The following is a 20,810-nucleotide window of genomic DNA, read 5'->3' on the forward strand; positions in this document are numbered from 1 at the left end:
GGATCGCGTCAGGTGTCGGTGGGCACATCGTCCCAGTTGTCGCCGTATCCGACCATCCAGCTCAGCGCATAGCGCCGCTCGATGACGATGCCGGCGTCAAGGCCCGGGGGCACGGGCTGGCGGCGCAGTTGGGCATCGCGCACATGCCAGTGCTCATCGAGCAGGCGGCCTTCTTCGTCTTCCACCGCAACCGCCGGGCGCAGTGCCGCGCTCGCGATGAATTCGGCTGGCGATTGCATGGCCCGCCGCAGCATCGGGTTCGACCAGCTTGTGCTGCGCTCGTTGGACGGCGGCATCGCGGGCAAGCCGCCAAGGGCCCAGATCATCGGCACCATGGCCTCCGCGCGCCAGCCGAGGTTCGTGATGTCCTGTTGCGGCGGGCGCTGCGCGTGAAAGATGAAGTCGTGCTCCTTGGGAGAAAGAAACGCGGTGATGCCGTGCGCCTTGGCCCATGCGATGCCTTCCTGCGCGATCTCTTCGCGGGTGTTGGCGCGCCACACCACGGCGACCAGTGCCAGCAGCCGCTGCGCGACCTGCTCCGCGGTGCGGGGCACGCGCTGTTCGTCGTCTTCATCCCCGGTGTCGTCGGGCGGTTTCAGCAATGCGTGCAACGAACGCTCGATGATGGCTTCGCGCTGTTCGGGTGCCTTCCGGTACGCAAGAAAGGGAAGGTAGAGAGGCCATTGCCAGGTGCGGCCGCTGCCGTCGGTCCACACCACGCGCGCGCGGGTCTGGTCGCCGTACCAGATCGCGCGGGCGCGCACCCTGGTGGCCTGCGGCACGTGGTGCTTCACGGCCGCCACGCAATGCTTGCTGAACGCGATCATTCCTTTCTTGAAGGCGTCGCGTTCGTTCTGCCGGTCCCACCAGCGGCGAAGAAAATTCATGGCGCGCAGTCTAAGCGCGGGGCCATCACGGCCCTGTCGTTCAGCGCCCCGACGTGGCGGTGGCTGGTGCTGTGCGGCCGATGAATTCGGTCCCGTAGTACAGCAGCGCCACGGTCACGAAGCCGCCGCCGAGCAGGCACAGGCCCGTCCAGCCGTGGAAGGCGTACACCGCCGCCGCGATGCCCGAAGCGATCGCCGCGCAGATGAAGATGAAGGTCATGAACAGGCCGTTGAGACGGCCGCGCAACTCGGGCGCCAGCATGAACAGGCTGCGGAAGTTGAGCACCTGGCACAGCTGCACCGCGCCGTCGAGCAGGATGCCCGCCGCGACGAGCCCGGCCAGCGAATGGAAGTGCATCGACACGCCGCCCAGCACGAAGGACAGCAGCGCGACCACGATGGCCGCACCGGTGGCGGGCCGCGTCAGTCCCCGGTCGGCCAGCCGGCCCGCGACCGGCGCCAGCAGCGCACCCGCCGCACCGGCCAATGCGAACAGGCCGATGCCGCCCTGCCCCATGCCGAACTCATGCACCAGCGCCAGCGGCACGGCCGTCCAGAAAGCCTGGAAGGCCGCGAACATCATTCCCTGGTATAGGCCGCGGCGACGCAGCAGCGGCGTGTTCCACACGATGCCGGGCAGCGAAGCCATGGTGCGCGCATAGCCCACCGACGCATGCGCGTGCCGTTGCGGCAGCACGCGCCACAGCACGACGATGAGCGAGGCCATCAGCACGGCCGAGATCCAGAACACGGCGCGCCAGCCCAGGCTGGCCGCCACCACGCTCGCGAAGGGCCGTGCGAGCATGATCCCGCCGAGCAGGCCGGCCATGATGTTGCCGACGACCTTGCCGCGCGTGGCCTCGGGGGCGAGATGCGAGGCGAAGGGCAACAACACCTGCGCCGCCACGGCGCATGCGCCCACCACGAAAGACGCCGCCAGGAAGGTGACGGCCGAGCCCGACAGCGCGATGCCCACCAGCCCGATCACCGCGCCGAACAGCGCGCCGACGATCAGGCGCCGGTTCTCGACCACGTCGGCCAGCGGCACCAGCAGCAGCAGGCCTGCGCCGTAGCCGAGCTGGGTCAGCGTCATGATCAAACCGGCCAGGCCGGCGTGCAACTGCAGCGTGTCGGAGATGGGGCCGATCAGCGGCTGCGCGTAGTAGATGTTGGCCACGCACAGGCCGCAGGCGACGGCGAAGACCAGTGTGAGTGCGGGCGAGAGGCCGGTGATGTGGCCGGCGTCGTTGGCCGCCTTGGCGGCATGGGCCTCATCGGCTCGGGCCACTTGCGCGGCATCGGGAAAGGGAGCGTCGGGAAGTGGCACGGAGAGCCTCTGTAGCGGGCGATGGCTCTCTCTGAAAAAGAGAAAGAGGACCAAGGGTTAACCCGGGGCGGGCACCTTAGCATGGCAGGCCGATTCCTGCAGGCGCGGGTCAATGCAGGCTGGTGGGGCGGCCCGAAGCGACCCAGGCATCGAGCCCCCCGGTCAGCGGCAAGGCGCGCCGGGCACCACGCGCCAGCAGCACGCGCGCGGCCTGCGCGGCCGACACCTCGTTGGGGCAATTGCAGTACAGCACCACGTCGCGGTCGGGGTCGAGCGTCAGGTCGAGCGTGCGCTGTTGCAGCGCCTTGAGCGTGTACGGCAGCGCGCCCGGAATACGGCGCGGATCGACCTGTATGCCGGCCTTGCCGCGCACGTCGATGATGATCGGCGGCTGCTCGCCGCTCAGCAGCTCGTGCAGCTCGTCGACGCTGATGCGCGGCATGCCGGTCAGCCGCTTGAAGGCCACGCGGCGCCAGTAGCGCACCGCCAGGAACACCACCAGCAGCACCGCCAGCGCGGCCGTGGCGATGCCGCCGGCCTGCGCCATGACGGCCAGCACTTCCTGGATCTGGTTGCGAAAGAGCCAGCCCAGGCCGAGGAACAACCCCGTCCAGACCAGCGCGGCGCCCACGTCGAAACCGATGAATCGCCGCACCGACATGCCCAGCGCACCGGCCATCGGCGGTGCCACCACCGACACGCCCGGCACGAACTTGGCCGCCACCAGCGACAGGCCACCCCAGTCGGTGATGAGCGATTCGCCGCGCCGCACGCACGAGTCGGGCGACAGCGAGATGCGGCACAGCAGCCGCATGAAGCGATAGCCGAAGCGGCGGCCGGCATAGAACCAGGCGCCGTCGCCCAGCAGGTTGGCGACCACCGCGGCGAGCACCACGCCGGCCACCGACACGTCGCCCGCCGCCAGCAAGGCCCCCGTGACGACCAGCACGGCGGCGGCCGGCACCGGCAGCCCGAGGCGGGCGGCAAAACTCGCGGCAAACACCACCAGGATGGCGTTCTGCACCAGCAGCGACATCAGCTGTGCCATGACAGCCTTTCGGTCGGGCCGGTGAAGAGAGTTCGCAAACGAGGTAGGGGGTTCATGCCACCCGCGATTCTCCAGCATGGCCCAAGAACGTACCGCCCCACGGGCATTCGCGAGGTGCAATAAAACCAGCCTGGCCGGGGCCTGTGGCATCGCCTCCCGGCAAGAGATGTTCGGCCGTCACATGCAATGCGAAAGCCCGGGCAGCGCGTTAATGCGCAACGCTGAAGCCGAAGGTATTCATCCCGTCCGCACTCGACGCGCACACCTGCCCGCCATGCATGCTCGCCACCGCCTTTACGATGGCCAGCCCCAGGCCGTGGCCGTGGTGCTCGCCGCCGTCGTTGCGCGCGGCATCGACGCGGTAGAAGCGGTCGAACAGATGCTGCAGATGCTGCTCGTCGATGGGCGCGCCGGGGTTCGACACGGTGATCCAGGTCGCGGCCATCTCTTCGCGCAGGGTGACGGTGATCTGCGCGCCCGGCTTCGAGTGCTCGATGGCGTTCTGCAGCAGGTTCGACATGGCTCTACGGAACAGCGCGCTTTCGAGCCGCGCCTCGGCCAGCACGCCGCCTTCGATGCTGACCTGCGTGCGGGTCTCGTCGAGCACGAACTCGAAGAACTCGATGGTCTTGCGCACCTCCTGCGCCACCGGCGTGAGCATCAGCCCGGTGGCCACCTCGCCGCGGTCGGCACGCGCAAGGAAGAGCATGTCGTTGACGATGGAGCGCACCCGTTCCAGGTCTTCCAGGTTGGCCTGCAGCACCTCCTGGAACTCGCCCGCGCTGCGCTGGCGCGACAGCGCCACCTGCGTGCTGCCGATCAGGTTGGCCAGCGGCGTGCGCAGCTCGTGGGCCACGTCGGCATTGAACGATTCGAGCTGACCGTAGGCTTCCTCGAGGCGGCTCAGCGCGCCGTTGAAGGCTTCGGCCAAAGCGGAAAGCTCCACGGGAAGCGACTCCGCGCGCAGCCGCTGCGACAGCGTCTTGGGCCGCAGCGCCTGCGCTTCCTTCGACAGCCGCTCCAGCGGCCGCAGGCCCACGCGCGCGATCCAGTAGCCGGCAAAGGCCACCACCAGCACCGCGCCCAGGCCGAGCGCGACCAGTGCGGTCAGGAAGGCCTGGCGCGTTCGCGCATAAGGCTCGGTGTTGTGCCCGACGATCAGCCGCACGGCCGGCCGCTGCTCGTTGGCATCGATGTGCACCGACAGCGTACGGAACGGCCGCTCCTGCCCCGGCAGCTCGATGATGCTGGTGTGGCCGTTGGCCTCCCGCGTGAGGCCATCGATCTCGGCCAGGCCCTTGCCGTACTGGAAGCGTGGGTCGTCGCTGAGCACCCAGAAGCGCACGCTGCCGTCGGCGGGCGTGAGCGCGTCCATGCGCGCCTGCACGCGCGACCAGCGCTCGGGCGTGCCGATGGCCTTGATCCAGAACTGCAGGTTCTTGAGCGTGGTGTCCAGCTCCTCGTACTGGTGCCGCTCCAGCTCGCGCGCCAGCACGTTGTGCAGCGCGACGCCCGCCAGCGCGAAGGTCGCAAGCGCCACGGCCGCGAACATGATCACCAGCCGGGCGGTGATGGAGCGTTTCACGGGGCCTGGCCCTCTCCCTGGGTTTCCGCCTGTGCTTCGCGCACTTCCATCACATAGCCCATGCCCCGGATGGTGTGCAGCAGTTTCGGGCTGAAGGGCACGTCGATCTTGTCGCGCAGCCGCTTGATGGCGACCTCGACCACGTTGGTGTTGCTGTCGAAGTTCATGTCCCACACCAGCTCGGCGATGGCGGTCTTGGACAGGATCTCGCCCTGGCGCCGGGCCAGCACCGCGAGCAGCGCGAATTCCTTGGCCGTGAGGTCGATGCGCGTGTTGCCGCCACCGCTCCCACCGCTCCCACGAAAAGCCTTGCGCGCAAGCAGGTCGATCTGCAGGTCGGCAATGCGCAGCTGCATCGGCTCCTGCTTGCGGCCGCGCCGGTTCAGTGCCTGCAGGCGCGCCAGCAGTTCGAGAAAGGAAAAGGGCTTGATGAGGTAGTCGTCCGCACCTTCGTGCAGGCCCTTGATGCGGTCTTCGACCCGGTCGCGGGCAGTGAGCATGATGACTGGCGTCTGCTTGACGGCGCGCAGCGCACGCAACACCGAAAAGCCGTCCTGCCCCGGCAGCATCACGTCGAGCACGATCACGTCGTAGTCGTGCGTGAGCGCCAGGTGCTGGCCGTCGATGCCGTTGTGCGCCATGTCGACCGCGCAGCCCTGCTCCGTCAGACCCTTCGAGAGGTAGTCCGCGGTTCTCAGTTCGTCTTCGACAATCAGGATCTTCATGGCGTTGCGATGTCTCTTGTCGCTCCGTTCAAACGGTATTCATCAGTGCGCCTCGACCACCGGCGGAGCTTCTCCAGCGCGCGCTGCCTTGCGGGCCTTGCGCGCTTCCTTGCGGCTCATATACCAGTAGTGCGCGCGGTCGAGGTACAGGTAGACCACCGGGGTCGTGAACAGAGTGAGCGCCTGCGAGAGTATCAGCCCGCCGACCATCGCATAGCCCAGCGGCCGGCGCAGCTCGGAGCCCGAGCCGTGGCCCAGCATCAGCGGCAGGCCCGACAGCAGCGCGCACATGGTCGTCATCATGATCGGGCGAAAGCGCAGCAGGCAGGCCTGGTAGATGGCGTCGTGCGGCGACAGCCCCTGCTCGCGCTCGGCCTTGAGCGCGAAGTCGATCATCATGATCCCGTTCTTCTTCACGATGCCGATCAGCAGGATGATGCCGATCAGCGCGATCACGCTCAGGTCGTAGCCCCCCGCCATCAGGATCAGCAATGCGCCCACGCCGGCCGAAGGCAGCGTCGAGAGAATCGTCAGCGGGTGGATGTAGCTCTCATACAGCAGGCCCAGCACGATGTACACCGCCACCAGCGCCGCCGCGATCAGGTAGGGCTGCGTGGCCAGCGAATCCTGGAAGGCCTGCGCCGTGCCCTGGAACGAACCGGTCAGCGACTGCGGCAGGCCCATCTCGGCCTGCGCCTTGTTGATGGCGTTCACCGCATCGCCCAGCGCCGTGCCCGGTGCAAGGTTGAACGAGATCGTCACCGCCGGGAACTGCCCCTGGTGGCTGATCGAGAGGTACGCCGTCTTGCTGGTGTCCACCTTCACGAAGGTCGACAGCGGCACCTGCTGGCCCGTCAGCGGCGAACTCAGGTACAGCTTGCTGAAGAGCGCCGGGTCTTGCTGCATCGCGGGCGTCACCTCCAGCACCACGTGGTAGCTGTTGAGCTGCGTGAAGTACTGCGCCACCTGGCGCTGGCCGATCGCGTCGTACAGCGTGGCGTCGATGGTGGCCGGCGAAATGCCGAAGCTCGAAGCCCGGTCGCGGTCGATGGTCAGCACAGCCGACGCGGCAGCGTTCTGCTGGTCGGTCGCCAGGTCGGTCAGCTCGGGCAGCTGCTTGAAGCGCGCGAGCAGCTTCGGCGCCCAGGTGTTCAGCTCGTCCAGGTCGGCATCGGTCACCGTGTACTGGTACTGCGTGCGCGAGGCGCGGCCACCCACGCGGATGTCCTGCCCGGCCTGCAGGAACAGGTTCACGCCCTGCACCTTGGCCAGCTGCGGGCGCAGCCGCGTGATGATCTCGTCGGCGGTGGCCGTGCGGCCTTCGTCCTTGGGCTTCAGGCTGATGTAGAAGTTGCCGGTGTTGTAGGTCGACGAACTGCCGTTCATGCCGAAGCCCGTCACGTCGGGGTCTTTGCGCACCACGTCGGCCAGTTGGATCATGCGGGCGTTCATCGACGCAAAGGACGCGTCTTGCGCCGACTCGGCAAAGCCCGAGATGAAGCCCGTGTCCTGCTGCGGGAAGAAGCCCTTCGGAATGAACACGAAGAGCGCGGCCGTGGCCGCCACCGTGGCAATGAAGGTCATGAGCGTGATGAACTGGTGGTCGAGCACCACGTGCAGCCCGCGCTTGTAGCCGTTGAGCATGGCGTCGAAGCCGCGCTCGAACAACTGGTACAGGCGCCCGTGCCGGCTGCCGTGTTCGTTCTTGAGGAAGCGCGAGCACAGCATCGGCGTGAGCGTGAGCGAGATCACCACCGACACCACGATGGTCAGCGTCACCGTCACCGCGAACTCGCGGAACAGCCGGCCCACGATGCCGCCCATCAGCAGCAGCGGAATGAACACCGCCACAAGCGACACCGAGATCGAGATGATGGTGAAGCCGATCTCGCTCGCGCCCTTGTACGCGGCCTCCATGGCCGTCATGCCCTCTTCGACGTAGCGGTAGATGTTCTCCAGCATCACGATGGCGTCGTCCACCACGAAGCCGACCGCGATGGTCAGCGCCATGAGCGAAAGGTTGTCCAGGCTGTAGCCCAGCACGTACATCACGGCCACCGTGCCCAGCAGCGCGAGCGGCACCGTCACGCTGGGAATGAGCGTGGCCGGCACGTTGCGCAGGAACACGAAGATCACGGCCACCACCAGCGCGATGGTCAGCAGCAGCGTGAACTCCACGTCCTTCACCGAGGCGCGGATGGTCTGCGTGCGGTCGATGATGGCGTTGACGTCCACCGTCGGCGGGATCGACGCCTTCAGCCGCGGCAGCGCGGCGTTGATGCGGTCGACCGTCTCGATCACGTTGGCGCCCGGCTGCTTGGTGATGGCCAGCACGATGGAGCGGCCGTTCTGCACGTTGCTGCCGGCCGGCGCTGCGGCACCGGCGTAGGCCCAGCCCGCGATCTTCGAGTTTTCGGGGCCGTCGACCGCCACGCCCAGGTCGCGCACGCGGATCGGCGCGCCGTTGCGGTAGGCCAGCACCACGTCGTTCCAGGGCTGCGCCTTGAGCAACTGGTCGTTGGTGTAGACGGTAAAGCTCTGGTTGGGCCCATCGATGGTGCCCTTGGGCGCATTGACGGTGGCTGACGACAGCACGGTGCGCACGTCTTCCAGGCTCAGGCCCAGCGCCGCGAGCTTGGCGGGGTCGACCTGGATGCGCACGGCCGGCTTCTGCACGCCGCCGATGTTGACCAGGCCCACGCCCGATATCTGCGAGATCTGCTGCGCCAGGATGTTGTCGGCGTAGTCGTTCACCTCGGTCAGCGGCAGCGTCTTCGACTGCACCGAGAGGATCAGGATGGGCGCGTCGGCCGGGTTCACCTTGCGGAAGGTCGGCGGGCTCGGCAGGTTGGCCGGCAACTGGCCGGTGGAGGCGTTGATGGCCGCCTGCACGTCGAGCGCGGCGGCGTCGATGCTGCGGTCAAGGTCGAACTGCAGCGTGATCTGCGTGTTGCCCAGACCGCTGGTCGAGGTCATCTGCGACAGGCCCGCGATCAGCGAGAACTGCCGCTCCAGCGGCTGCGCCACGTTGGACGCCATCGTCTCCGGACTGGCGCCCGGCAGGCTGGCCGAAACCTGAATGGTCGGAAAGTCGACCTGCGGCAGCGGCGCCACCGGCAGCAGCGGAAACACGGCCGCGCCGACCAGCAGGATCGCCAGCGCCAGCAGCGTGGTGCCGATGGGGCGCTTGATGAAGGTGGCAGAAATGCTCAATTGCTGCTCCCGCTGGCCGGCTTCTTGGCGTCGGCCCCTGCGCCTGCATTGCCCTTCTGCGCGGGCGGCGGCTCGATGACGGTGGCGCCGGGCTTGAGCTTGTACTGGCCGTCGACCACCACGCGCTGGCCGTCACTCAGGCCCTTGTCGATCACGGCCGTGCCGTCGGCGATCTGCACAACGTGCACCGGCACGTTGTTGACCTTGTTCTCCGCATCGACCACCCAGACGTAGGTGTTGTCCTGTCCGCGCTGCACGGCCGCGGCGGGCACGGTGAGCGAATCGGGCCGGCGGTCGAGCTGCAGCCGCACGTTGACGTACTGGCCCGGCCACAGCGTGTGCTGCGGGTTGGCAAAGCTGCCCTTGAGCTGCACGGTGCCGCTGGTGGTGTCGATCTGGTTGTTCAGCAGGATGAGCTTGCCGGTGCCCAGCATCTGGCTGCCGCTGCGGTCATAGGCCACCACCGACAGCGGCTGCGCGCTTTGCTGCTGCACGCGGTTGATGTCCTGCACCGCGTCTTCGGGCAGCGTGAACTGCACGGCGATGGGGTCGATCTGGTTGATGACGACCAAGCCGTTGGTGTCGGCCGCGTGGACGATGTTGCCGGGGTCCACCAGCCGCGCGCCGACACGCCCGTTCATGGGCGACGCGATGCGCGTGAAGCTCAGTTGCACTTCGGCGTACTGCACCTGCGCGGCGTCGTTCTGCACGGTGGCCTCGAGCTGGTTGACGAGCGCCTTCTGCGTGTCGACCTGCTGCTGCGTGGCTGCGTCCTGCGCGATCAGCGTGGTGTAGCGCTTGAGGTCGGCGCGCGCATTGACCAGCGTGGCCTGGTCCTTGGCCCTGGTGGCCTGCGCCTGTGCGAGCTGCGCCTGCAGCGTGCGCGGGTCGAGCTGGGCCAGCAACTGGCCGGCCTTTACGTCCTGTCCTTCGACGAAGCCGACCTTGTCGAGCTGGCCGTCGATGCGCGCCTTGACCGTGACCGTGGCCATCGAGGCGACGGTGCCGATGCCCGAGCGGTAGACCTGCACCTCCTGCTGCTTGACGTGCGTGGTGGTCACCTGCACCGGCGGGGTCTTGGGTGCTTCGGCCGTGGCGGCGTGGACCGTGTGGTGGTTGACCGCCCAGATGCCGCCGCCCAGCACGAGCACGAGCGTGGCGGCTGCGAGCCAGGTGGATCGGCGCTGGAAGAAAGCGGGGGCGGTGGTGGCTGCTGTGGTCGTCGTCATGGCATCAATTCCCGGAATTCGTTTGTGCGGCGGTCCAGCCGCCGCCCGTGGCCGCGATGAGCGCGACGCTGGCGGCCAGTTGGCGGCCGAGCACCTGCGCGGCGGTGCGTTGGTTGGTGAGCGACAGCTGCTGCGCCGTCACCACGCTCAGGTAGGTGGCGGTGCCGGCGCGGTACTGGCTCAGGGCCAGACGCTCGGCGAGCTGGGCCGCGCGCACGGCGTCGGCCTGCAGGCCCGATTCGCCGTCGAGCACGCGCAGCGTGGCGAGGTTGTCTTCGACCTGCTGGAAGCCGGCGAGCACGGTCTGCTTGTATTGGGCGACCGACACGTCGTAGGCGGCCACGGCCTGGTCGCTGTGCGCCTTGCGCAGGCCGCCGTCGAACACGGTCTGCGCGAGCGCCGCGCCGAGCGACCACACGCGGCTGGGCGTGTTGAAGAGCGACGCCAGGTTGCCGGCGCTGAAGCCGCCGGTCGCGCTGAGCACGATCTGCGGAAAGTACGCGGCCTTGGCCACGCCGATGTTGGCGTTGGCGGCCTGCACGCGGCGCTCGGCGCCCGCGATGTCGGGGCGGCGTTCGAGCAGCTCGGAAGGCAGGCCCGTGGGCGTGACCGGCAACTGCACATGCAGCGCCGCGGCCGAAGACAGCGACTCCGCCGTGGGCGGCAGCGCGGCCGAGGCCGAGTCCAGCGGCGGCAGCGAGAACGACGCGGGCGCCTGCCCGGTCAGCACCGCGATCGCGTGTTCGAGCTGGCTGCGCTGCGCCTCGAGGTCCACCGCCTGCGCCTGCGCGGTCTTGAGCTGGCTCTCGGCCAACGCCACGTCGGAACGCAGCACGGTGCCGGCCGCGTACTGGTGCTGCGTGAGTTCGAGCGCCTTGGCGTAGGCCGCGGTGGTGCTGGCGTACAGGTCGCGCTGCAGGTCGATCACGCGGACCTGCAGATAGTCTTGTGCAAGCGTGGTCTGGATGCTGAGCCGCGCACCGGCCAGGTCGTCGGCACTGGCCTGTGCGCTGGCGGTGCCGGCCTCGACCGAACGGCGCACGGCGCCCCACAGGTCGGGCTCCCAGCTCGCGCTCAGGCCGAGGGTGTCGGTGGTGCCGAGCTTGACGGTGCCGGTGCTGTTGCTCTGCCCCCGGGTGGCACCGGCGTTGAGGCCCACGGTCGGGAAGAAGTTGGCGCGCGCCGCGGCGGCGATGGCCTGCGCCTGGCGGTACTGGGCTTCGGCCTGGCGGATGTTCTGGTTGGCGGCGTTGGCCTGCACGATCAGGGCGCTGAGCGTGCTGTCGCCATAAGCCTCCCACCAGGGGTGATCGGCGTCGATGACCTGCGGCGTGGCGGTCTTCCAGGGGCCGCCCGTTTCCTTGTAGGCGGTCGGAACGTCCATCTGCGGCCGCACGTAGTCGGGGCCGACGGCGCAGCCTGCGAGGAGCAACGCGGCGAGCGCAATGGCTGTCGGCGCGAATGCCCTGCGCGAAGGGAGGTTGGCGGAAGAGAGAACCATGATGGGCCCACTCTAGGAACCCTGGTCAAACCCCTCGCTGTCGACTAACTGACAGTTCTGACAGTTTCGGTTTTGTGCGGTCCGGTTTTGCGCCCTGCCCGCTTCGATCTTTCTCCCTCCCCCTTTGGGGGAGGGTCGGGGTGGGGGCACGGCGGCGCTCATTGCGGGCGCTCTGCCTGCCCCCATCCCAGCCTTCCCCCAGAGGGGGAAGGAGCAAGAAGCCAAACTCAGCGCGGCGCGTCGCCCTTGCGGTACTCGGCGGTCAGGTCGTCCAGCTTCTGCTTCAGCGCCGGATCGAGCTTGTATTCCGCCGCTGCGACCGTCGCATCGAGCTGCTCGGGCCGGCTCGCCCCCAGCAGCGGCGCGGTGATGAGCGGATTGGCCATCACCCACGCCACCGCCAGCGTCGCCAGTGGCACGCCGGCTTCGTCGGCCAGCGCGTGCAGTTGCGTCACGGTGTTGAAGCTGCGCTCGTTCCAGTAGCGGTCCTGGTACATGTTGCCGGCGGTGCCGAGCGTGAAGCGCGTGTTGTCCTCGGGCTTGGCGCCGGCCTTGTACTTGCCGGTCAGCAGGCCGCCCGCCAACGGGTTGTAGGGAATCACGCCCAGGCCTTCTTCGCTCGCCAGTGGCAGCAACTCGCGTTCGATCTCGCGAAACAGCAGGCTGTAGCGCGGCTGCACCGACACATAGCGCGTGAGCTTGTGCAGCTCGGCCTTGCCGAGCGCGCGGGCCAGCCGGTAGGCCAGGAAGTTCGACACGCCGATGTAGCGCGCACGCCCCGACCTCACGATGATGTCGAGCGCCTCCAGGCTTTCTTCGAGCGGCGTCTCGCGGTCGTCCATGTGCAGCTGGTACAGGTCGACGTGGTCGGTCTTCAGCCGCTTGAGAGAAAGGTCGATGGCATCGAGCAGATGCTTGCGCGATGCGCCCTGGTCCCACGGGTTCGGGCCGACCTTGTTGACCGCCTTGGTGGCGACCACGAAGCGCCTGCGGCCCGCTGTGCCCTGCTTTTCGAGCCAGTTGCCGATGATCTCTTCAGTGCGGCCGGTGGTCTCGACGGTGCCGCCCAGCGGGTACACGTCGGCGGTGTCGAGAAAGTTGATGCCGGCGTCGGCCGCCTTGTCGAGGATCTGGTGCGACACCGTCTCGTCGGTCTGCAGGCCGAAAGTCATGGTGCCAAGCGCAAGGCGGGACACGGTCAGGCCGGTGCGGCCGAGCCGCGTGGTGGGAATGCTCATGGGGTTGGCTCCTGAAAAGCGGATGGGCCGCGCACGCGCGCAGCCCGCCGAACCATCATAGACATCGCACCGCAAACGCGCCGGTCAGGGTGCAATGACCGTCACGCGCGCCGTCATGTAGGGGTGCACCGTGCAGGCGTAGTCGTACGTGCCGGGCTTGTCGAAGCTGCGCGAAAAGGACTTGCCCGGCAGCATCAGGTCGATGCCCGTGGAGCCGTCCTTGAAGATCAGGCCGTGCGGCGCGCCGTCATCGTTCTGCCATGTGACGCTCTGGCCGGCCTTGACGGTGATCTGCGCAGGCTCGAAGGCGAAGTTGCGGATCGCCACGTGCGTGGAGCCAGCGGCGTGCGTGGAATCGACCACTGGCGTGGCCCCGACAACCTGCGTGGCGCCGACAACTTGCGTGGCGCCGGCCGCATGCATGGCGTGCGCGGACCCGGCAGCGCCCATCGCTGCCGCTGCCGTCGTCGAGACACGCTGCACGGCGATCTTGCGCGGCGCATTGCCCACCGCCACGGTGTGCATCGGGCCACCGGCCAGATCGACCACGCTCACATCGTTGGAGCCTTCATTGCTCACCCACAGCTTCTTGCCATCGGCCGACAGGTCGAGCCAGTGCGGCTGCTTGCCCACGCCGATGCTGCGCACCGCCGTGCGCGCGGCGGGGTCGAACAGCATGACCTCGCCGGGGCCCTGCACCACCACCACGCCGCTCGCCATGCCGGCAAAGTGCTGGGCGATGTGCGGCGACACGCCCGTGGGAATCGGCGCGCCCCACTGGTTGGTCGCCGGATCGAGCACCTGCACGGCGGGCACGCCCGCCAGCGTGAGGTACAACGCCTTGCCGTCGTGGCCGAACTCCAGGTCGCGCGGCGCCTTGTCGAGCGGCAGCTCGGTGACCACCTTGCGCGCCGCCAGGTCGACGACCACGAGTGCGAAGTGTCCCGGCTCCTGCGACGCGACGTACGCCAGCCGGCCATCGGGCCGCACGGCGATGGTGTGCGGCTTGGGCACCGGCACGGTGGCGCTCACGGTATGCGTCGCCGTGTCGACCAGGGCCATGCGGTCGTCGCCGTTGACTGCGACCAGCAGCCACTTGCCATCGGGCGTCAGCGCCAGGCCCTGCGGGCCCTTGCCCACGTCGATGCTGCGCGCCACGCGGTCGGTGGCGGCATCGATCTCGCTCACCGCCGAGGCACTGGAGCCGCTGACGTACACGGCACGGCCGTTCGCGGAAACGACGATGCCGTCGGGCCCGGCGGCGACCGGCACGGTGGCGACGACAGCTTCGCTGCCGGTGTCGATCACGCTGACCGTGCTGTCCTTGAAGTTGCCTACATAGGCCTTGGGTCCGGCCGCCAGGGCCGTGGTGGACGCGGCGGCCAAGGCCGCCACAACGATGAAGACGCGGGTGAATCGGGGAATGGCAATCATGGTGAAGAACTCCTGATGAAGCGCAAAATCGGCACAGGGCATGACGCATGGCGTGCCCTTCTTATTCCCGGCAGGTCGCCAAAAAAAGTCGGGAATAAATTTCGGGGCCGCCACGTCATGCAGGAAGAAGAAGCCCATTGACCGACCGCACACGACAGTTCGAAGCCGCCGCGCTGCCGCATCTCGATGCGGCGTGGAATCTTGCGCGCTGGTTGTTGCGCGACGACCAGTTGGCCGACGACGCCGTGCAGGAGGCGTACCTGCGCGCGTTCCGGTTTTTTGAAGGACTGCGCGGCGAAAGCGCGCGGCCGTGGCTGCTCGGCATCGTGCGCAACGCCTGCTACGACTGGATGCGCCAGAACCGGCAGCTGGCCGACCAAGTGGAGTTCGATGAGCTGCGCGACAGCGAATCCGCCGACGCACCGGCTTCGGCGGACGGGGGCGATCCGGCGCGGCTGTGGGAGCAGCGCGCGCAGGGCGAGCGCGTCAATGCGGCCATCGATGCACTGCCGCCGGTGTATCGCGAGGTCATCGTGCTGCGCGAACTGGAAGAGATGCGCTACGAAGACATCGCGCGCATCGCGGGCGTGCCGCTGGGCACGGTGATGTCGCGCCTGTCGCGCGCACGCGCATTGCTGCGCGACAGCCTGCGCGCGGAACGCCCCGGCGACGCGGGAGAAAGGACACACCATGCAGGTTTCTGACGACGAACTGGGGCCGCTGATCCGTCGCCAAGCGGTGCGGCATATGCCACCCGAAGGGCTGGCAGAGCGCATCCGGCAGTCGGTGCGGGCCGAGGCGGCTGCCGCTGTGGCACCTGCGCCAACACCAGCGCCGAAGCGAAGCCTGCGCGACGCATGGAAGGGGCTGGCGTGGTTCGGCACCGGCGCCGCCACTGCATGGGGTCTTGCGCTGGTGCTGCTGGCCACTCCGCTGGCGCCGCAGGACATGCTGGCCGAAGCGGTCACGGGCAACCACGTGCGTTCGCTGATGGCATCGCACCTGGCCGACGTGGCCTCGACCGACCAGCACACGGTGAAGCCGTGGTTTGCGGGCAAGCTCGATTTCTCGCCGCCCGTGGTCGACCTGGCCGCCGAAGGCTTTCCGCTGACGGGCGGCCGGCTCGACTACCTCGACGGGCGCACGGTGGCCGCGCTGGTTTACCGGTCGGGGCCGCACGTCATCAATCTCTTCTACTGGCCCGCGGCGGATGCCAGGACGGCGGCACCGGCCTTTTCCACAAGGCAAGGCTACCAGCTTGTCCGTTGGGCCCAGGGCGGCATGCAGGCCTGGGCGGTGTCGGACCTGAACGCCGCGGAGCTGCAGAACTTCGCGTCGCTGATGCGCGAGCGCACCGCGCCGCCTGTCGCCCGCCCCTAGCTGGCTAACTGGCGCGGGGCGACGCGCGCGGAACTCAGCAGGCCACCGTGCCCGGCTGCCGCGCCGCGGCGCGCGCGCTGGTGATCGCCCAGCCGAACACGCCCATGCCCGCCAGCGCCAGCAAGGCACCGACCCAGCCGGTCGACGTCCAGCCCAGGCCCGCGGCAATCGCCACGCCGCCGAGCCACGCGCCGAGCGCATTGGCCATGTTGAAGGCCGAGTGGTTGAGCGCGGCCGCCAGCGTCTGCGCGTCGCCGGCCACGTCCATCAGGCGGATCTGCAGCGCCGGGCCGATGGCGACGGTGGTGCCGATCAGGAAGACGTTGATGGCCGCCGTCACCACGTTGTGGGCCGCGAAGGTGAACATGGCGAGCACCAGCGCCGCATAGACCAGCAGGCCGCCGATGGTGCGCATCAGCGACTTGTCGGCCAGCCGCGCGCCGACCAGGTTGCCCATGACCATGCCCAGGCCGAACAGCGCGAGCACCAGCGGCACGCCGCCGATTGGCAAGCCCGCCACCTCGATGAGCGTGGGCTTGATGTAGCTGAACACCGCGAACATGCCGCCGAAGCCGATGGCGCCGATGCCGAGCGTGAACCACACCTGCTTGCGCTTGAGCGCGCCCAGCTCGCGCCACGGGCTGGCGCCGGGCGCGGCGGCGATGTCGGGCACGTCGCGCCGCACCAGCACCACGGCGATCAGCGCGATGACGCCGACGAACACGAAGGCCGCGCGCCAGCCGAAGAACTGGCCGAGCCACGCGGCAATGGGCACGCCGACGAGCGTGGCGCCGGTGAGCCCCAGCATCACGAGGCCCACGGCACGCGCGCGGCGCCCGGGTGGCGCGAGCGTGGCGGCCACGAGCGCGGCAACGCCGAAGTAGGTGCCATGCGGCAGCCCCGTTGCAAAGCGCAGCAGGTTGAGCGACAGGTAACCCGGCGCCATCGCGCTGGCGAAGTTGCCGGCCGCGAACACGGCCATGAGCGCGATCAGCAGCGCGCGCCGGCCCCAGCCGGCTGCAAGCACCGCGAGCACCGGTGCGCCGATGACCACGCCGAGCGCATAGGCGCTGATGACGTGGCCCGCCTGCGGAATGCTGACGTCGATGTCCTTCGCGACCTCGGGCAGCAAGCCCATGATGACGAACTCGCCAGTGCCGATGGCAAAGCCGCCGACGCCGAGCGCGAGCACTGCGCGCAAGAACTGGGCGGACGAGACGGAAGGTGAAATGTCGGTGGTTTCCGCGCCTTCGCGGGCGGACGGTGAGGCGTTCAAGGCCGGGCTCCTGGGGGCCCGGCGAGCGCGGGCGAAGCCCGATTCTAGGGTAAACCCTAAATTCGGGAGATACGGGGATGCGCCGGTTCGGTACCGTCTTGCCGCTGAAGGCCTTGTCGGCTCGCGTTGGCTCTACCGGCGCTGGAACTGCGGCGCGCGGCGCTCGGCCATCGCGCGCACCCCTTCCTTGAAGTCTTCGCTCGCGAACTGCACGCACTGCACCTCCCGCTCGTGCCGGTTCGCGTCGATCACCGCATCGGCCAGGCCGCGCCGCAGGGTCGCGCGGGTGGCCTCCACCGCCAGCGGGGCCGACAGCGCGATCTCCGCCGCCAGCGCCAGTGCGCTCGCGCGAACCTCCTCGGCCGGCACCAGCAGGTCGACCAGGCCGATGCGCAGCGCCTCGTCGCCGCCGATGCGGCGCCCGGTGAAGAACAGCAGGCCCGCCTGCTGCGGCCCGACGAGGCGCGGCAGGGTCACGCTCAGGCCGAAGCCCGGATGGAAGCCCAGGCGGTTGAAGTTGGCACTGAAGCGCGCCTCGGCGCAGCTCACGCGGAAATCGGCCGCCACTACCAGGCCGAGGCCCGCGCCCACCGCCGCACCATGCACCGCGGCCACGATCGGCTTCGCGACACGAAAGAGGCGCATCGCCTGTTCGTACAGCGGGCCGGGGTCGCGCGAGCTGCCGTCGCCGTTGTCGTCGCTGCCATTGAAATCGGCGCCGGCACTGAAGGCGCGCCCTTCGGCCGCGAGCACGACCGCGCGGCAGTCGGGATCGGCATCGAGCTGCGCGAGGTGATCGGCCAGCTCGCCCAGCAGCGCCACGTTCACGTAGTTGAACGGGCCACGGCGAAGTTCGAGCAATGCCACGTGCGCGTGGCCGGATTCGAGTCGGGCGATGTGGCTCATTGGACCTCCAGCCTGGCGATGTCGACGTAGCTCTTCCACTTTGCGCGCTCCTGCCGCTCGAAGGTGGCGAGTTCGGCAAGGCTGACCTTGGCCGGGGCGAAGGCGAAGCCTTCGAGCCGCGACCGGATGGGGTCGGTGGTCACGGCCTCGTTGATCCACTGGTTCAGCTTCTGCTGCACCTCCAGCGGCGTGGCGGCCGGCACCGCGATGCCGAGGAAGCCGCCGCGAATGGTGAAACGGGGATAGCTCTCGGTGATGAGCGGCAGATCCGGATAGCGCTTGAGCCGCGCGTCGCTGTGCGCCGCCAGTGCGCGCAACTGCCCCGAGGACACGAAGGCGTCGCCGGCCACGGTGTCGGTGAACACCACCTGGATCTGCCCCGCGATCAGCTCCGACATCGCCTGGCTCACCTGCTTGTACGGAATGGCTTCCAGCTCGATGCCGGCCTCGTGTGCGAACAGCGCCGCCGTGACCTTCGAGGTCGCATTGAAGTGCCCGTAGTTGATGCTGCCCGGCGCCTTCTTCGCGGCGGCCACGAAGTCCTGCAGCGTCTTGTAGGGCGCGTCGGGCCGCACCAGCATGTAGGTGGAGCCGGGCCCGAAGGAGCCGACCAGCCGGAAGTCCTTGCCCGGGTCGTAGGGCAGCTTGCGGAACAGGCTGGGGTTGGCCAGGTGCGTCGAGGTCGTCGCCAGCAGCAGCACCGAACCGTCGGCCGGCGCGCTGCGCACCGCCTCCACGCCGATGATGCCGTTGGCGCCGGGGCGGTTGTCCACCACCACCGCGCGACCGGTCTTGTGCGCGAGGAACTCGGCCAACAAGCGCGCCGAGATGTCGCCCGAGCCGCCGGGGCCGAAGGGCACGATGATCTGGATGGGCTTGTCCTGCGCGGCCGCCGCGTCGACCAGGGGCGCCGCGAACGGCAGCCCCGCCAGCCAGGCAAGGCAATGTCTTCTGTGCATGGGATGTGTCTCCTGTCTCTTTCTTGCTGTCTGTCGGTGATGGAAAGGGGAAGGGCAGCGCCGCGCTCAGCCGGGCGCGCCGGCACCGAGCTGCTGGTTGTGCTCGCCCACCGCAGGCGCGCGGTGTCGCACCTGTGGCCGCTCGCCGTCGAAGGACAGCGGCAGCCCGACGATGCGCAGCGCTTCGTCGGGGATGGTCTGGAAGATGCCGATGGCCTCGGTCTGCGGCTGTGCGAGCACCTGCGCGAAGTCCTGGATCGGCGCGCAGGGAACGCCCAGCAGCTCCAGCGCGTCGAGCCACTGCTGCGTCGACCGGGTGCGAAACACCGCCTCGAGCGTGGGGATGAGCAGCGCCTTGTGCTGCACGCGCAGCGCGTTGGTGGCAAAGCGCGCGTCACGCGTCCACTCGTCGTGGCCCGCCGCGCGCGCCAGCTTGGCGAACAGGCGGTCGTTGGCGGCTGCCACGACGATCTCGCCGTCCTGGGTGGGCAGCGCCTGGAACACCACCACGTTCGGGTTGCCGCTGCGGTGCCGCTCGGGCTGGCGGCCTGTGGCCTGGAAGCCGGCCATCATCACCTGCAGCCAGCCCAGCGCGGTCTCGAAGAGAGAGCTGTCCACCACGCAGCCCTGCCCCGTCGAGGCGCGGCGCAGCAGCGCGGCGATGCAGCCCAGCGCGGCCCACATGCCGGTGCCCAGGTCGAGCACCTGCATGCCGACGCGCGCCGACGGGCCATGCTCGGCCCCGTTGATGCTGAAGATGCCCGAGAAGGCCTGCACCATCGGCTCATAGCCCGGCGCAAGACGCATGGGCCCCTTGTGCCCGAAGGCCCACAGCGAGCAATACACCAACCGGGGGTTGAGCGCGCGCAGCACCTCGGGCCCGAGCTGCAGTTCTTCCAGCAGCCCGGGGCGCATGTTCTGGATGAACACATCGGCACCGGCGACCTGGTCGCGCAGCCACTGCACGTGCACCGGGTCTTTCAGGTCGAGCGCAACGCTCTTCTTGCCATGGTTCATGGCCTGGAAGGTGGTGGCGGTGCCGCGCCAGAAAGGCGGGCCCCAGCCGCGCGCGTCGTCGCCGGTGCCGGGCCGCTCGATCTTCACCACGTCGGCACCGAGCGAGGACAGGATCTCTCCCGCATAAGGGCCGGCGATGTTCTGCGCGACTTCAATGACCTTGATGCCGGCCAGGGGCCGCGTGGCGTTGTCGTTGCCGTGGCTGTCGTTGCTGCTGCTGCTGTTGTTGTTGTGTTGGTCGGTCATCGTTCAGCGTCCTGTGAAGCGCGGCGCGCGTTTTTCCAGGAAGTGCTGCACGCCTTCCCTGAAGTCCTCGGTGTCGCGGCAGGCGGCGATCTCGCGGTCGGCGATGCGCGTGGCCTGCCCCAGCGTCTGGTAGCGGGCCGCCAGCAGTTGCTGCTTGATCACGCGGGTGGCGCGCGGCGATGTCGCGTCGGCAAGGTCGGCGGCTCGTGCCCGCACGGCATCGAGGAAGCCCTCGGCCGGCAGCAGGCAGGCCAGCCCCATGCGGTCGGCTTCTTCCGCTTGCACCGTGCGGCCGGTCAGGAGCAGGTCGGCCGCATGCATCGGGCCGATCAGGCGCGGCAGCAGCCACGCCGTGCCGTGCTCGGCCACGAGGCCGCGGCGCGCATAGGGAAAGCTGAGCTTGGCACCGGCCGCCACATAGCGCAGGTCGGCATGCAACGCGATGCACAGCCCGACACCCGACGCCGCGCCGTTGATCGCGGCGATCAGCGGCTTGCCGAAGCTCCCCAGGTAGCCGTAGCGCTGCGCGAGGTCGTCGTCCGAAACCGACTGCGGCGCGCCAGGCCGTGCCGAGCCCAGCACCGCCATGTCCATGCCGGCGCAGAAGGCACGCCCGGCACCGGTGAGGATGGCGCAGTGCACGTCGTCGTCGGCCTGCGCGCGGTGGATGGCCTCGCGCAGCTCGGCCTCCAGCGTGGGCGTCCATGCATTGAGCCGGTCGGGCCGGTCGAAGGTGATCGAGGCGACGCGGTCTGCCACCGCGTACCTGAGTTCCGTGAATTCCAAGCGTGTCTCCAATCCGTTGCGCCTTGTGTCGGGCGTGGAGTCAGTATTCCGGC

General features: G+C 68.9%; 18 protein-coding genes. 3 read left to right on the forward strand and 15 right to left on the reverse strand.

Going from position 1 to position 20,810, the window contains the following annotated elements; translation table 11 throughout:
* Positions 1–8 precede the first annotated feature (8 nt).
* From ACGLHS_RS08010 to ACGLHS_RS08055, 10 genes are all read right to left on the reverse strand, one after another.
* Positions 9–887, reverse strand: coding sequence for a DUF4272 domain-containing protein (locus tag ACGLHS_RS08010; protein WP_394478570.1), 879 nt, complete (start codon positions 885–887; stop codon positions 9–11).
* A 40-nt stretch (positions 888–927) separates the two neighbouring features.
* Positions 928–2,214 (reverse strand): MFS transporter, encoded by a 1,287-nt coding sequence (locus ACGLHS_RS08015; protein ID WP_394478572.1) that lies wholly within the window; start codon positions 2,212–2,214, stop codon positions 928–930.
* Positions 2,215–2,323: 109 nt separating this feature from the next.
* On the reverse strand, positions 2,324–3,262 hold the full coding sequence (locus ACGLHS_RS08020) for a DedA family protein/thiosulfate sulfurtransferase GlpE (RefSeq protein ID WP_394478574.1): 939 nt from the start codon (positions 3,260–3,262) through the stop codon (positions 2,324–2,326).
* Between the two features lie 208 nt (positions 3,263–3,470).
* Positions 3,471–4,847: a heavy metal sensor histidine kinase gene (locus ACGLHS_RS08025; RefSeq protein WP_394478576.1), complete on the reverse strand. Its 1,377-nt coding sequence runs from the start codon at positions 4,845–4,847 to the stop codon at positions 3,471–3,473.
* Positions 4,844–5,572, reverse strand: coding sequence for a heavy metal response regulator transcription factor (locus ACGLHS_RS08030; RefSeq protein ID WP_394478578.1), 729 nt, complete (start codon positions 5,570–5,572; stop codon positions 4,844–4,846). Before ACGLHS_RS08030 ends, ACGLHS_RS08025 begins: the two co-directional genes overlap by 4 nt.
* Positions 5,573–5,614: 42 nt before the next feature.
* Positions 5,615–8,785, reverse strand: a complete 3,171-nt coding sequence (locus ACGLHS_RS08035) for an efflux RND transporter permease subunit (protein ID WP_093238382.1) — start codon at positions 8,783–8,785, stop codon at positions 5,615–5,617.
* A complete protein-coding gene (locus ACGLHS_RS08040) occupies positions 8,782–10,014 on the reverse strand; it encodes an efflux RND transporter periplasmic adaptor subunit (protein WP_394478580.1) in 1,233 nt (410 codons plus the stop codon). The genes ACGLHS_RS08035 and ACGLHS_RS08040 overlap by 4 nt, the downstream gene beginning before the upstream one ends.
* Before the next feature lie 4 nt (positions 10,015–10,018).
* Positions 10,019–11,515, reverse strand: coding sequence for an efflux transporter outer membrane subunit (locus ACGLHS_RS08045; protein WP_394478582.1), 1,497 nt, complete (start codon positions 11,513–11,515; stop codon positions 10,019–10,021).
* Positions 11,516–11,742: 227 nt separating this feature from the next.
* Positions 11,743–12,753: an aldo/keto reductase gene (locus ACGLHS_RS08050; protein WP_394478584.1), complete on the reverse strand. Its 1,011-nt coding sequence runs from the start codon at positions 12,751–12,753 to the stop codon at positions 11,743–11,745.
* Positions 12,754–12,837: 84 nt separating this feature from the next.
* Positions 12,838–14,187, reverse strand: a complete 1,350-nt coding sequence (locus tag ACGLHS_RS08055) for a plastocyanin/azurin family copper-binding protein (protein WP_394478586.1) — start codon at positions 14,185–14,187, stop codon at positions 12,838–12,840.
* Between the two features lie 15 nt (positions 14,188–14,202).
* On the opposite strand from ACGLHS_RS08055, the gene ACGLHS_RS08060 reads away from it, so the two are divergent.
* The 3 genes from ACGLHS_RS08060 to ACGLHS_RS08070 are packed head-to-tail and all read left to right on the forward strand — an operon-like array spanning position 14,203 to position 15,567.
* Entirely contained in the window at positions 14,203–14,328 is a 126-nt protein-coding gene (locus tag ACGLHS_RS08060; protein WP_256327227.1) for a hypothetical protein, read from the forward strand.
* Positions 14,325–14,891, forward strand: a complete 567-nt coding sequence (locus ACGLHS_RS08065) for a sigma-70 family RNA polymerase sigma factor (RefSeq protein ID WP_093238377.1) — start codon at positions 14,325–14,327, stop codon at positions 14,889–14,891. The genes ACGLHS_RS08060 and ACGLHS_RS08065 overlap by 4 nt, the downstream gene beginning before the upstream one ends.
* Positions 14,878–15,567 (forward strand): anti-sigma factor family protein, encoded by a 690-nt coding sequence (locus ACGLHS_RS08070; RefSeq protein ID WP_394478588.1) that lies wholly within the window; start codon positions 14,878–14,880, stop codon positions 15,565–15,567. Before ACGLHS_RS08065 ends, ACGLHS_RS08070 begins: the two co-directional genes overlap by 14 nt.
* A 34-nt stretch (positions 15,568–15,601) precedes the next feature.
* On the opposite strand, the gene ACGLHS_RS08075 is transcribed toward ACGLHS_RS08070, so the two are convergent.
* The 5 genes from ACGLHS_RS08075 to ACGLHS_RS08095 form a co-directional block, all read right to left on the reverse strand.
* Positions 15,602–16,843, reverse strand: coding sequence for an MFS transporter (locus ACGLHS_RS08075; protein WP_394478590.1), 1,242 nt, complete (start codon positions 16,841–16,843; stop codon positions 15,602–15,604).
* Positions 16,844–16,975: 132 nt separating this feature from the next.
* Positions 16,976–17,749 carry an enoyl-CoA hydratase/isomerase family protein gene (locus ACGLHS_RS08080; RefSeq protein WP_394478592.1) on the reverse strand — a complete coding sequence of 258 codons (774 nt, stop codon included), beginning with the start codon at positions 17,747–17,749 and terminating at the stop codon, positions 16,976–16,978.
* The gene (locus tag ACGLHS_RS08085) at positions 17,746–18,708 is read right to left on the reverse strand and encodes a Bug family tripartite tricarboxylate transporter substrate binding protein (RefSeq protein ID WP_394478594.1); all 963 of its coding nucleotides are present in this window, start codon (positions 18,706–18,708) and stop codon (positions 17,746–17,748) included. The genes ACGLHS_RS08080 and ACGLHS_RS08085 overlap by 4 nt, the downstream gene beginning before the upstream one ends.
* A 66-nt stretch (positions 18,709–18,774) precedes the next feature.
* Positions 18,775–19,971 (reverse strand): CaiB/BaiF CoA transferase family protein, encoded by a 1,197-nt coding sequence (locus ACGLHS_RS08090; protein WP_394478596.1) that lies wholly within the window; start codon positions 19,969–19,971, stop codon positions 18,775–18,777.
* 3 nt (positions 19,972–19,974) lie between these two features.
* Positions 19,975–20,757, reverse strand: a complete 783-nt coding sequence (locus ACGLHS_RS08095) for an enoyl-CoA hydratase-related protein (RefSeq protein WP_394478598.1) — start codon at positions 20,755–20,757, stop codon at positions 19,975–19,977.
* Positions 20,758–20,810: the final 53 nt, after the last annotated feature.

Origin of the sequence: Variovorax sp. VaC1 (assembly GCF_043658315.1) — a bacterium.
Classification (GTDB): Bacteria; Pseudomonadota; Gammaproteobacteria; order Burkholderiales; family Burkholderiaceae_C; genus Variovorax.

Bases quoted from the DNA above. Each gene is read 5' to 3' on its own strand.
- ACGLHS_RS08040 (WP_394478580.1), bottom strand. From the start codon at position 10,014: ATGACGACGACCACAGCAGCCACCACCGCCCCCGCTTTCTTCCAGCGC.
- ACGLHS_RS08090 (WP_394478596.1), bottom strand. From the start codon at position 19,971: ATGACCGACCAACACAACAACAACAGCAGCAGCAGCAACGACAGCCAC.
- ACGLHS_RS08085 (WP_394478594.1), bottom strand. From the start codon at position 18,708: ATGCACAGAAGACATTGCCTTGCCTGGCTGGCGGGGCTGCCGTTCGCG.
- ACGLHS_RS08010 (WP_394478570.1), bottom strand. From the start codon at position 887: ATGAATTTTCTTCGCCGCTGGTGGGACCGGCAGAACGAACGCGACGCC.
- ACGLHS_RS08030 (WP_394478578.1), bottom strand. From the start codon at position 5,572: ATGAAGATCCTGATTGTCGAAGACGAACTGAGAACCGCGGACTACCTC.
- ACGLHS_RS08020 (WP_394478574.1), bottom strand. From the start codon at position 3,262: ATGGCACAGCTGATGTCGCTGCTGGTGCAGAACGCCATCCTGGTGGTG.
- ACGLHS_RS08080 (WP_394478592.1), bottom strand. From the start codon at position 17,749: ATGAGCCACATCGCCCGACTCGAATCCGGCCACGCGCACGTGGCATTG.
- ACGLHS_RS08050 (WP_394478584.1), bottom strand. From the start codon at position 12,753: ATGAGCATTCCCACCACGCGGCTCGGCCGCACCGGCCTGACCGTGTCC.
- ACGLHS_RS08045 (WP_394478582.1), bottom strand. From the start codon at position 11,515: ATGGTTCTCTCTTCCGCCAACCTCCCTTCGCGCAGGGCATTCGCGCCG.
- ACGLHS_RS08070 (WP_394478588.1), top strand. From the start codon at position 14,878: ATGCAGGTTTCTGACGACGAACTGGGGCCGCTGATCCGTCGCCAAGCG.
- ACGLHS_RS08055 (WP_394478586.1), bottom strand. From the start codon at position 14,187: ATGATTGCCATTCCCCGATTCACCCGCGTCTTCATCGTTGTGGCGGCC.
- ACGLHS_RS08060 (WP_256327227.1), top strand. From the start codon at position 14,203: ATGAAGCGCAAAATCGGCACAGGGCATGACGCATGGCGTGCCCTTCTT.